The 12052-nt window shown below is 55.1% G+C and carries 13 protein-coding genes; 8 read left to right on the forward strand and 5 right to left on the reverse strand.

The features are described from left to right. Positions 1–10: 10 nt before the first annotated feature. From PO881_RS01500 to PO881_RS01510, 3 genes are read right to left on the reverse strand one after another with little or no spacing between them, the layout of a single operon-like run. A complete protein-coding gene (locus tag PO881_RS01500) occupies positions 11–856 on the reverse strand; it encodes an ABC transporter permease subunit (protein ID WP_101763077.1) in 846 nt (281 codons plus the stop codon). After that, entirely contained in the window at positions 856–1665 is an 810-nt protein-coding gene (locus tag PO881_RS01505) for an alkaline phosphatase family protein (RefSeq protein WP_192412697.1), read from the reverse strand. Before PO881_RS01505 ends, PO881_RS01500 begins: the two co-directional genes overlap by 1 nt. A gap of 10 nt (positions 1666–1675) precedes the next feature. Next, positions 1676–2737 carry an ABC transporter substrate-binding protein gene (locus tag PO881_RS01510; protein ID WP_280172339.1) on the reverse strand — a complete coding sequence of 354 codons (1062 nt, stop codon included), beginning with the start codon at positions 2735–2737 and terminating at the stop codon, positions 1676–1678. A gap of 224 nt (positions 2738–2961) precedes the next feature. Here PO881_RS01510 and PO881_RS01515 point away from each other — a divergent pair, with 224 nt between their 5' ends. The 4 genes from PO881_RS01515 to ubiA all read left to right on the forward strand — a co-directional run bounded on the left by PO881_RS01515 (position 2962) and on the right by ubiA (position 5632). After that, positions 2962–3660, forward strand: a complete 699-nt coding sequence (locus PO881_RS01515; RefSeq protein WP_280172340.1) for a UTRA domain-containing protein — start codon at positions 2962–2964, stop codon at positions 3658–3660. Positions 3661–3728: 68 nt separating this feature from the next. Beyond that, the gene (psiE, locus tag PO881_RS01520; RefSeq protein ID WP_061718383.1) at positions 3729–4139 is read left to right on the forward strand and encodes a phosphate-starvation-inducible protein PsiE; all 411 of its coding nucleotides are present in this window, start codon (positions 3729–3731) and stop codon (positions 4137–4139) included. Positions 4140–4221: 82 nt separating this feature from the next. Then, complete coding sequence (ubiC, locus tag PO881_RS01525) at positions 4222–4740, forward strand: chorismate lyase (RefSeq protein ID WP_137384959.1); 519 nt, start codon at positions 4222–4224, stop codon at positions 4738–4740. A gap of 7 nt (positions 4741–4747) precedes the next feature. Next, positions 4748–5632: a 4-hydroxybenzoate octaprenyltransferase gene (gene ubiA, locus PO881_RS01530; RefSeq protein ID WP_101763072.1), complete on the forward strand. Its 885-nt coding sequence runs from the start codon at positions 4748–4750 to the stop codon at positions 5630–5632. Positions 5633–5680: 48 nt separating this feature from the next. On the opposite strand, the gene plsB is transcribed toward ubiA, so the two are convergent. After that, positions 5681–8104, reverse strand: a complete 2424-nt coding sequence (plsB, locus tag PO881_RS01535; RefSeq protein ID WP_280172341.1) for a glycerol-3-phosphate 1-O-acyltransferase PlsB — start codon at positions 8102–8104, stop codon at positions 5681–5683. A 127-nt stretch (positions 8105–8231) separates the two neighbouring features. Between plsB and PO881_RS01540 the strand changes: the two genes are divergently transcribed. The 4 genes from PO881_RS01540 (at position 8232) to PO881_RS01555 (ending at position 11156) form a co-directional block, all read left to right on the forward strand. After that, a complete protein-coding gene (locus tag PO881_RS01540; protein ID WP_280172342.1) occupies positions 8232–8600 on the forward strand; it encodes a diacylglycerol kinase in 369 nt (122 codons plus the stop codon). Positions 8601–8705: 105 nt separating this feature from the next. Then, the gene (gene lexA / locus PO881_RS01545) at positions 8706–9320 is read left to right on the forward strand and encodes a transcriptional repressor LexA (RefSeq protein WP_008109941.1); all 615 of its coding nucleotides are present in this window, start codon (positions 8706–8708) and stop codon (positions 9318–9320) included. A gap of 136 nt (positions 9321–9456) precedes the next feature. After that, entirely contained in the window at positions 9457–10779 is a 1323-nt protein-coding gene (gene dinF, locus PO881_RS01550) for an MATE family efflux transporter DinF (RefSeq protein ID WP_280172343.1), read from the forward strand. A 164-nt stretch (positions 10780–10943) separates the two neighbouring features. Beyond that, positions 10944–11156, forward strand: a complete 213-nt coding sequence (locus tag PO881_RS01555) for a CsbD family protein (RefSeq protein WP_110868149.1) — start codon at positions 10944–10946, stop codon at positions 11154–11156. A gap of 75 nt (positions 11157–11231) precedes the next feature. On the opposite strand, the gene zur is transcribed toward PO881_RS01555, so the two are convergent. Continuing rightward, positions 11232–11750 carry a zinc uptake transcriptional repressor Zur gene (zur, locus tag PO881_RS01560; protein WP_101763067.1) on the reverse strand — a complete coding sequence of 173 codons (519 nt, stop codon included), beginning with the start codon at positions 11748–11750 and terminating at the stop codon, positions 11232–11234. Positions 11751–12052: the final 302 nt, after the last annotated feature.

Consider the following 12052-nt stretch of genomic DNA (forward strand, 5'->3'; position numbering starts at 1 on the left):
GTGTAGCTCCTCAGGAAGGTTTGGCGTTGAGATAGCTGCGGCGCACCAGATACTGCTGCACCACGGTAATCAGCGCCATAATCAGCACCAGCAACATCGCCAGCGCGCCGCCGGTGTTGGGATCAAGCGAGATATCGCCAGAGACCAGCGCGGCAATGCGTACCGGCACCACGTTAAAGTTGCCGGTAGTGAGCGCGTAAATGGTGGCGTAAGCGCCGAGCGCGTTCGCCAGCAAAATCACGAAAGTACCGAGCAGCGCCGGGAACAGAATCGGCAAACCGATGTGCCACCAATAGCGCCAGCGGCCTGCACCCAGCAGCGCGGCGGACTCTTGCCAATCCTGTCGCAAGCCATCAAACGCCGGATAGAGCAGCAAAATGCCGAGCGGGATTTGGAACCAGGTGTACACCAGCACCATGCCGTCACGCGAGAACAGTTTGAAGCCTTCCAGCACGCCGTAATGGCGCAGCAGCAGCGTCAGACAACCATTCAGACCGAGCAGAATGACAAAGGCAAACGCCAGCGGTACGCCGGCGAAGTTGCTGGTCATGTTGGTAAATGACATCAAAAAGCGCTGAAAGCGGCCGCTGCCGAGCTGATGTAGCGAATATCCGGCAACCAGTGAGATCAGCAGGCCGTAAATGCTCGACCAGATGGAGATGTCGAGCGACAGGCGAAACGCCTGCAAATAGAACGGCGAGGTGAGGATATCGCTGTAGTTGTCGAAGCCCCAACGCTCATTGATATCGCTCCAGAAGCTGTTGATGGCAATCCACAGCAGCGGCGCGAGCTGGAATGCCACCCAGAACAGCGCAAACGGCAGCAGCAATAGCGCGGCGAGCGTTTTGCCTTTCATTACTGCGGCTCCGCCAGTAACGCGCGACATAGCGGTTTGTCATGTTCGACGCCGAGCAAGGTGCACACGATGCCACACAGTTCGGTCTGCTGCGGCTGGAGATCCGGCTGCAGCGAGAAACCTTTGCCAAACACGAACAGCGGCACCTGCGTCTCTTCCGGCAAAATGCCGCCGTGCGAGCGGTCATCGTTCATGCCGTGATCGGCAGTGACAATCACCTGATAACCGGCCGCCAGCCAGTCCGGCATCCACTGCGACAGATAACCATCGGCCATGCGCGCGCGGTTGCGATACTGCGGCGATGACAGGCTGTGCTTGTGTCCGGCATCGTCAATGTTCATCGGGTGGATCAGCAGGAAGTCGGGATCGTGCCGCAAACGCAGACTTTCTGCGTCTTCAAACAGGTGGGAATCCGGATAACCGTCGTCCCAGTAAAAATGCCCATACTGAATCGGCAGATCGGGCGCGACCGTGTGGCGGTCGCGCGCTGCGTTGAACGGGGATTGATTGTAGAGCTCACTCACCCAGTGGTAGGCGGCCGCTGCAGTGGTGAGACCGGCGGCACGCGCGTAATGGAAGATGCTGCGCTGATTACTCAAGCGGCTGACGCCGTTGTGAATAATACCGCTGCGCACCGGTGGAATGCCGGTGAGAATGCATTCGTACAGCGGGCGCGACAGCGAAGGCAGTTCGCAAGTCAGCGTATAATATTGGCCGTTGCCCTGCGCGCATTCAGCAAACAGATAGCCCATTGCGTGCTGCGCTACCTGATTACTCAGCCCATCCAACACCACCAGGATCGTTTTCATCCCTCGCTCCTTACTGCTTCATATTAATGATGACGTTCTCTTGCCACAGACGCGGCAGCATTTTCGAGGTTTTATCCCACGCGGCCTGGTCTTTGATTGGACGGGCATTCTTATACTCAGACTGCGGCAGCAGCTTGGCCTGCACGTCGGCGGGCAGAGTTAAATGCTCGGCACGAATCGGGCGCGCATAGCCTTTCGCCAGGTTGATCTGGCCTTCATCAGACAAGATGTATTCACGCGCCAGCTTGGCGGCGTTCGGATGTTTAGCGTATTTATTGATGATGGTGCTGTAGCCAGAAGTGACGGAACCGTCGGAAGGGATCACCACTTCGTAGCGGTTTTTGTCGATCTGATCGCGGTAGTTCAGACCGTTAAAGTCCCACACCACAGCCACCTGAATTTCGCCTTTTTGAATGTTGGCAATCACCGGATCGGTCACGCCAAGACGGCCTTCTTTCGCCAGATCGCCGAAGAAGCTCAACGCCGGTTTCACATTCTTCTCGTCACCGCCTAATGCATAGCTGGCCGCTAACACGCCGTTCGCTGCCTGAGCCGCAGTGCCGACGTCACCGATAGTGACCACATACTTACCTTTCTTCAGATCGGCCCAGCTGTGCGGCACATCTTTGACCTGCTGCTTATCCACCAGGAACGCGATGGTGCCGGTATACGCCAGCATCCAGTTGCCATCCTGATCTTTTGCCCAGCTCGGGATTTGCTCCCAATGCGTTGGCTTATACGGTTGCGCCACGCCTTTAGCGACGGCAATCGGACCGAAAGCAGCGCCCACATCACCGATATCGGCGCTGGCGTTCTCTTTCTCTGCAGCAAATTTTGCCAGTTCCTGCGCCGAGGACATGTCGGTGTCGCTGTGCTTCAGGCCATATTTGCTGTTGAGGTCACTCCAGGTATCTTTCCAGTTGGCCCAGCTATCTGGCATGCCGACGCTGTTGACCTGACCTTCGGCACGCGCCGCTTTTTCTAACGCGGCGAGGTCATTATCTGCGGCTTGCGCGGCGGGCAGCGCAAGCAGTACGGCACTGGCTACTACAGAGGCGATAAACGCTTTCATCTCGATTGCTCCCGGTATATGTTGTGGGACTTCTTGGTCTAGTCCAGCAAGAACCGAGCCAATGTAGCCCGAATAGATGAAGGTTTTATGACCATGGTGGTGAAACGGGGTGTGGCGCGACGATCCACATGCGGTTACAGCGCGCTAAAGCGTGGGTTGTTCTCTGTCACATTGTAGTCATCGAACTGTCATAGTGCAGATTTGCCCCAAAATGAGGCTGAAAAATGATGTCGAAAACGGCGGATGTGATTGCAGCAGGGCTGCGGGAACGCATTGAAAGCGGTGAATTTGCCAGCGGTCGTTTGCCCGCCGAACGCAGCTTAAGCGAACACTATTCCACCACGCGCATTACGTTGCGTGAGGCGCTGGGTTTGCTGGAAGCGCAGGGCATTATCTATCGTGAACTGCGTCGTGGCTGGTTTCTCGCACCGCCTCGGCTGGTCTACAACCCCTCTCATCACAGCCATTTTCACGCCATGGCCGCTGAGCAAGGCCGTATTGCCAGCACTGAAGTGCTGGAGGCGCGCGAAGTGCCAGCGCAATTAGCCATCGCGCGTCATCTGCAACTGCTGGAGGGCGATCGGGTTTACCGCATTCGCCGTTTGCGCCGTATTGATGGCCGCGCCGTGTTGTATGTCGAGCATTACCTCAATCCCGCCTTCTTTCCGGGATTGCTGGATGAAGACCTGACGCGTTCACTCACCGATCTGTATGACCAGCGCTATGGCATTCGCTACGGCGGCGCGCGTTTTACCATTTTGCCGGGACCGCTGCCGGTGCGCGCTGCGCCTGCGCTCAACGTGGCGAGCGGCACGCCCGGATTGTTGATTACCCGCATCAATCGCGATCAGCACAAGCGCGTGATTGATTGCGACTGCGAGTTCTGGCGCTATGACGCGCTGTGTGTGGATGTCGAAGTATAAATATTGTGATTTTGATCACACTACAGCATGATAGCGCCAGTGAGTAATTGAGAGCGTGAGGCGCAAAAATGACAATAAAAACAGGGGTTGGGCAGTACATCTCTTTAGCATTGCAGTGGGTGCTGAATATTGGTCTGATCATTCTGGCCATTATTCTGGTGGTGTTCCTCGGTAAAGAAACCATTCATCTGGCCAACGTGCTGTTGAGCACCGGCGAGCAGACGTCTTCCTATCTGCTGATTGAAGGCATCGTTATCTATTTCCTCTACTTCGAATTTATCGCCTTGATTGTGAAGTACTTTCAGTCTGGCTATCACTTCCCGCTGCGCTACTTCATCTATATCGGCATCACGGCGATTATCCGCTTAATCATCGTCGACCATAAAAATCCGTTCGATACGCTCTACTACTCGGCGGCGATTTTGATTCTGGTGGTGACGCTGTGGCTAGCGAACAGTAACCGCCTGAAACGCGAGTAATAATATCGCGTGGCACAACGAGCCGTGCCACGCATTCTCCTCTGCGCTAAACTAGGGCAACTTTTTTCCCGGAGATGTCCTGATGTCGCATGACGCGCTGCGCCAGTTACGCGCACTGCACTGGCTGCCAGCCTCTTCCCCGCAGCTTTCTGCCCCGCTACTTGACTGGTTAATGGAAGAAGACTCCATGACGCGTCGCTTCGAGCAGCATTGCCAGCAAGTGACCGTAAAACTGATCCGCGAAGCATTTATTGGCGCTGAAGAGATCTCGGAGGAAGCGGAATTTTTGCCCGCCGACCCGCGCTTCTGGTTACGTGAAATTGTGCTGTGCGGTGATGGCGAACCCTGGCTGATTGGCCGCACCGTGGTGCCAGAAAGCACGCTGAACGGCCCTGAGCAGATGCTGCAACAGCTCGGTACGCGCCCGCTTGGCCGCTATCTATTCTCTTCATCTACCCTGAGCCGCGATTTTATCGATCCCGGTCAGGTTGGCGATTTATGGGGACGCCGTTCCCGCCTGCGTTTGTCGGGCAAGCCGCTACTGTTAACTGAACTGTTTTTACCGGCGTCGCCGCTCTATCGCGCGCTGGATCAAGGATAAAACCACTGTGCAAAACACCTTACCCATGACCAAATGGCAGGCTTACTGCCGCCTGATGCGTATCGATAAACCCATCGGCACCGTGTTACTGCTGTGGCCAACTCTGTGGGCACTGTGGCTCTCCGGCATGGCGATTCCACCGCTGCCGGTGCTGCTGGTGTTTGTGCTCGGCGTTATCGTGATGCGTGCTGCCGGCTGCGTTATCAACGATTACGCAGACCGCAAAATCGATGGTCACGTCAAGCGCACGGCGTCACGTCCGCTGGCCAGCGGCGCGGTGTCCGGGAAAGAGGCGAAGTTGCTTTTTGCCGGTCTCGGTTTGCTGGCGTTTATGCTGGTGTTGACCATGAACACCATGACCATTTTGCTGTCGTTTGGCGGCCTGGCGCTGGCGTGGGTTTATCCGTTTATGAAGCGCTACACGCATCTGCCGCAGGTGGTGCTCGGCGCAGCGTTTGGTTGGGCGATTCCGATGGGATGGGCAGCAGTTAGTGAGTCCTTACCTTTAGTCTGCTGGCTGGTTTTCCTGGCGAACATCTGCTGGACGGTGGCCTATGACACGCAGTACGCGATGGTCGATCGCGATGACGATTTGAAGATCGGCGTAAAATCAACGGCGATTCTGTTTGGCCGTTACGACAAACTGATTATTGGTTTACTGCAGCTGGCAACGCTCGGTTTGATGGCGCTGGTGGGCATGATGCTTCAACTGAATGGGGCGTTTTACTGGTCGCTGCTGCTGGCTGCGGGCTTGTTTGTGCATCAGCAGAAGCTAATTGCCCAGCGCGAGCGCGATCCCTGCTTCCAGGCGTTTCTGAATAACAACTATGTGGGCATGGTGCTGTTTCTCGGCATTCTGCTCAGCACCGTGCCGTTCGCGGATCTGTTATAAACAAAAAAGGCGCACTGAAGTGCGCCTTTTTATTAGCTTGTCGCCGCGTTAATCGTGGGTGACCGCGCTTTCAATCGTCAGACGCACGTCGCTGGTCACCAGTTCCGCCAGCATCTGCCACATCATATGGCTGCGTTCGGCATCGGCATCGCCTTTGTCACTGATATATCCTTCATCACGCAGCGTGAGTACCAGCGCAGTAAACACTGCTTTATCAAAGAACTCTGGTGCGTTGATACCGTGCAGCACAGACAGGCGTTGAGCCAGCGTGCGGCTCTCTTTCTCCAGCGTGCCACGGTTGATAGCCGGTTTCGCGCTGAGGATAGCGAAGGTAATCGCGAAGCGCTGCAGCGTCTCACGAATACCCGCCGCCAGCAGTTGCAGCGAACGGTGACGTGTCGGCGTCATTCTTAGTTGACCATCCTGCAAGGTGATCAGGCCCTGACGCGCCATCTCTGCACCGAGTGCGTTAAGTAGCGCAGGCAACTCCGCCTTGTCCCAGCGCAAGAACAACTCGCTCTTTAGCATCGGATATACCAGGCTAACCTGACGCAGCAGCTCTGCTTCGCTGATTTCACGATGTTGCTGCACGATGGCGGCAATCAACGATGGCATCACCAACATGTGATGAATGTTGTTGCGATAGTAAGTCATCAGCACCGCCTGCTCGCGCGGCAGGATGATGATGTCGCCAATGCTGTCTTGCTCGGTCTCGAACTTGTTCATGCCCATGGCGTGATCAAGTAGCGCTTCGGCGCTCATGTCAGGCACCGTGGCTTCCGGCGAGTACGGCACATTGCGCAGCAGTTGGGTGTAGCACTCTAACTGCTCAATCAGCTGTTCGCGGGTCAGTGAACGCTGACGTGACGCCAGCAGTGCGGTGACGCACAGGTTCATGGCATTAGCTGCACCGGCTTCGTTGATGCGCACCATCAGCTTCGCCGCAATGTCATTCACGGCGGGCGTCATCCAGGCAGGGCGTTGCGGTTCGATAGGATCAATCGCATCACGCCATTCGGGCACGTTTTTGTTCAGATAGTTCATCAACGGCAGGGGTTCACCGAAGTTAACGTAGCCCTGTCCCAGATTGCGCAGCTTACGTAAACCGCGCACCATCTGCAGGAAGCTCTCTTTCTCTTTGGCCGCACCCCGCAGCTCTTTGGCGTAGGTGCCCACTTCCATCACATGCTCGTAGCCAATGTAAATCGGCACGAAGGTGATTGGACGACTGCCGCCGCGCAGCATCGCCTGCAGCGTCATCGATAGGGTGCCGGTTTTTGGATCCAGCAAACGACCGGTACGCGAACGTCCGCCCTCCACAAAGTATTCAACGGAGTAACCCCGGCTAAACAGCTCGCCAAGATATTCACGGAACACGGTGGAATAGAGTTTGTTGCCCTTAAAGGTACGACGAATAAAGAAGGCGCCCAGACGACGGAAAATCGGGCCGGCTGGCCAGAAGTTCAGGTTAATACCGGCAGCAATATGCGGCGGCACCAGGCCTTGATGATAAAGCACGTAGGAGAGCAGCAGGTAATCCATGTGGCTGCGGTGGCAGGGCACATACACAATCTCATGACCATCCTGCGCCAGCTGACGCACGCGCTCACCGCCATGCACGTTGATGCCCTGATACAGGCGGCTCCACAGCCAGCCCATCACGCGGTCAGTGACTTTAATCGCTTCATAAGAGAAGTCCGCCGCCACTTCTTCCATCATTTCGATGGCGTTCTGCTGGGCTTTCTCATGCGAAATCTTTTTGCTGCGCGCTTCATCTTCTACTGCTTTTTCGATCGCTTTGGATTGTAACAGCTTGTTGAAGAGATCCTGACGTGCAGGCAGACGCGGGCCGACCGCGGCCAGACGTTGGCGGGCAAAATGAATGCGCGCCACACGAGCCAGCTTTTGGGCAATCGACTTATCGGTGCCGTGCTCGGTCGCCATCTGGCGCAACGAAACGGTTTGCGAGAAGCGTACAAAGCTGTCGCGGCCGTGCCACAAAATGGCGAAGAACTTCTGCACGCCATTGAGCACGCGCAGATGCGGCGTGGATTCACCGGAGGTTTCACGTCCCGGCGCACGACCAAACATCACCGCGACCGGCAGCATTTGCACATCGAGTTGCGGGTTGCTGCGGTGCAAATCCAGATAATCGTGGAACAGCTTTACCGATTCGGGATTGGCCACGAAATAGGGAATTACGCGTGGGCCATCGTGGATAAACACGTGGCGCGGCAGCAGGGTGCCATCGATCTCCAGCGGAGCCAGCGGATCGGGCAGATCATGTTTCAGGCATTGAGCACGCAGTGTGAGCAGGTCAGCCTTTGAATCATAAGGCAAAACATACATCACCGGACGTGTCGGATCGATCCCATGCTCAGAGATAGGATCGGTCGGAATGACCTTACTTTTTACCAAAATAGAGAGTGGTAAATTCAATAATTTGTAATAGAGTTTACGCCAACCTGACATAGACAACTTTAAGCCTCTTGTTAGCAAAGCGCGGCAAGCATACCAGAAAGCGCAGCGAAGGTCTGTGGCTCTGCCGCCTCATACTGCCCACACATTGACGTCAAAATAGTTCAAGGGTTCCATAGACATGGCAAATAACGTCACCGGTTTAGTAAGAATAGTGAAAGCCGCCGGTTATTCCTGGCAGGGCCTGTGTGCCGCATGGCAGCACGAAGCCGCTTTTCGGCAGGAAGCCATTGCCGCGCTGGTGGCCATTCTCGTGGCTTGCTGGCTGGATGTAGATACCCTTTCCCGCATCCTGATGATTGGCTCGGTAGTGCTGGTTATCATCGTTGAGATCCTTAATAGCGCTATCGAAGCGGTGGTCGACCGCATCGGGCAGGAGCAACATCCGCTCGCGGGCCGCGCCAAAGATATGGGATCGGCTGCCGTATTGCTGACTATCTTACTGGCTCTGTTCGTCTGGATCGCGCTGCTCTGGACGCATTTGAGATAGGGATTCCAGATTCATCAAACCGCTGATTTTTCCCTCTGTTACGGTTTTCATTTCGCGAATACCTGTATATACTCACAGCGACTGTATAAACAACCAGGGGGCGGGATGAAAGCGTTAACTGCACGGCAGCAACAGGTCTATGACCTGATTCGCGACCATATTAACCAGACGGGCATGCCGCCAACGCGTGCGGAAATTGCTGCGCAACTGGGTTTCCGCTCGCCCAATGCTGCCGAAGAGCATCTGAAAGCGCTGGCGCGTAAAGGCGTAATTGAAATTGTTTCCGGCGCATCGCGCGGGATTCGTTTGCTGATGGAAGAAGAACCGAGCGAAGGGCTGCCGCTGATTGGCCGCGTCGCTGCCGGTGAACCTTTGCTGGCACAAGAACACATCGAAGCCCACTATCAGGTGGATGCTAATCTCTTTAAACCGAGCGCCGATTTCCTGCTGCGCGTGAGCGGTATGTCGATGAAAGACATCGGCATTATGGATGGCGATCTGTTAGCGGTACACAAAACGCAGGAAGTGCGTAACGGCCAGGTTGTCGTGGCGCGCATTGATGATGAAGTCACAGTGAAACGCTGGAAAAAGCAGGGTGCGATTGTCCATCTGCTACCTGAAAACACCGATTTTCAGCCGATTGTCGTGGATACCCGTGAGCAGTCGCTAACCGTTGAAGGTTTAGCTGTCGGGATTGTGCGCAACGGCGAGTGGCTCTGATCAGTTTCTGATCCACTTTAACTGCGGCGGTGCGTGTTTGCGCTGACCGCAGTCTGCTGTTTTACTTCTCTGTGACTCTTTCTGCGGCTCATTCTGGCGCCATTACGCTGATTACCGCACACAACGGAATGGGCTAATGCAGCTGTTTTCCTCCTCAGATAAAACGCTCTGGCGGCTAGCGCTGCCGATGATCCTGTCAAATATCACCGTCCCATTACTGGGTGTGGTGGATACCGCCGTTATTGGTCATCTCGATAGCCCGATCTACCTCGGTGGCGTCGCCGTGGGCACAACCGCCACCAGCTTCATTTTTATGCTCCTGCTGTTCCTGCGCATGAGTACCACCGGACTCACCGCTCAGGCATTCGGCGCCAATGACAAAACGGCGCTGGCGCGCGCCTTAACACAACCGCTACTGATTGCGCTGGTTTTTGGTGCGCTGTTTATGGTGCTGCGAACGCCGGTCAGCAGCCTGGCGGCAGCTTTAATGGGTGGCAGCCCGGAAGTGCAGCAACAGGCGAAAATATTCATTGAGATTCGCTGGCTGAGTGCGCCAGCAACCTTGGCCAATTTGGTGATTCTTGGCTGGCTGCTGGGCGTGCAGTATGCGCGGGCGCCGATGGTGCTGCTAATCATCGGCAACCTGGTGAATATCCTGCTGGATCTGCTGTTCGTGCTCAAACTGCATTGGGGTGTCGCCGGAGCGGCGGCGGCTACCGCGCTGGCAGAATATGTCACGCTGGGCGTGGGTCTGTGGATGGTGGCGCGGGTGCTGAAGATGCGCGGTATCCATTTTGCTTTACTCAAAAGCAGCTGGCGCGGCGATGCGGCGCGGCTATTCCGCCTCAATCGCGACATTATGCTGCGGTCTTTGATGCTGCAAATCTGCTTCGCGTCGCTCACCATCCTTGGCGCACGCATTGGGCCGGATGTAGTGGCAGTCAATGCGGTGCTGCTGATGTTCCTCACTTTCACCGCATACGCGCTTGATGGATTTGCCTACGCGGTTGAAGCCTGTTCGGGTGAAGCGGTTGGGGCCAAAGATCGCAGCCGACTATTGCTGATTTGGCATGCGGCTTGTCGCCAGGCATGCTTCGTCGCCGCGATCTTTGCGCTGATTTATGCATTCACCGGTCCGCAGATTGTGGCGATGCTGACGTCACTGGAAGCGCTACGAGAGATGGCCGACCGCTATCTGCTTTGGCAAGTGATTCTGCCGCTGGTTGGCGTCTGGTGTTATCTGCTGGACGGCATGTTTATCGGCGCGACGCGCGGGCGTGAGATGCGCAACAGCATGGTGATGGCGGCGATCGGCTACGGCGTATCGCTGCTCACGCTGCCGTGGCTCGGTAATCACGGTTTATGGCTGGCGGTGACGGTATTCCTCGCGTTACGCGGACTGACGCTGTGGCTCATTTGGCGTGGTCACTGGCGGCGCGATAGCTGGTTCAATGCCTGAATAAGCGAAGCGTAACCTACAGATTAATCTGTATTTCTCTGCAAACTGCGAAGCGGCTACTACAATTACCTTATACGGCGCACATGAGTAGCGCGTTGTCTGGGTATATCGCCAGCTAAGCAGGCAATATATCTATCTCACTCAGGATGTAGTGGAGGAATATTATGAACAAAGACGAAGCGAGCGGAAACTGGAAGCAGTTCAAAGGCAAATTTAAAGAGAAGTGGGGCAAGCTGACCGATGACGACTTCACTGTGATCGAAGGTAAACGCGATCAGCTGGTTGGCAAAATCCAGGAACGCTACGGTTATGGTAAAGACCAGGCCGAGAAAGAAGTGAAAGACTGGGAAACAACCAACAAAGATTACCGCTGGTAATCTCACTTCACGGATGATGCTCCTACCCGCCAATCATTTAGCGTAGTGATTGGCCCGGCACAAGGATGTGCCTCCCTATTTTCTTACCCGCTTTTTACCCTCGACCTGATGGTCATGCTCGCAGCTTTCATGGTGCGTGCAGGCCGCCACCTCTGCGCAATTTTCACACAGGCCATGTGCCTCAATCACGGTATGTCGCAGAGAAAATCCCGCCTGATCCGCTAATGCAGCGATGGTTTTTTCCACGCCATGAGCATGTTTTTCGCTTACTGCCGCACAACCGTCACACACCAACATCACCGAAGTATGTGCTGGCTCATCAAAATGATGGCAAACCACGTAACTATTATTTGACTCTACGCGATGAATAAATCCCTGTTCCAGCAGGAAATCCAGCGCGCGATAGATGGTGGGCGGTTTTGCTTGCGGTTCACTGACACGCAGTTGATCCAGCAAATCGTAAGCGCTTATCGAACCATTCTGCTCTGCCATTAAGCGCAACACTTCGGCGCGTTGAGTGGTCAGGCGCACGCCGCGATCAAGGCAAAGTGATTCGGCCTGGGTAAGAAGTTGTTCTGGCGTGAGGTTTGACATACGCATTCTCCGGGTTGCAGGTGATGTTATTTTATCACACAAATTTTTACGCTGCTGTGATTGCTTATTGTCCTTAAAATCCCTAAGAAAATTCTCCCCAATCAATAGATTACCATCGCCATTTTCCCGTCAATATTGCTGCAACCCTAATGTCTGTAAAATGCGTCCGGCCAGGCAGCGCAACGCCTGCACGGATTTTGCTTTGCAACTCACCGGGTTAGCGGCTATGGTTCAAAAGGTCTTAAGTAATTTCTGGTATCAATTAACCCACTGTTAATTTTTTTGCATAAAAACACAGCGGA

It is taken from the genome of Pantoea sp. SS70 (assembly GCF_029866845.1).
Lineage (GTDB): Bacteria > Pseudomonadota > Gammaproteobacteria > Enterobacterales > Enterobacteriaceae > Pantoea > Pantoea leporis.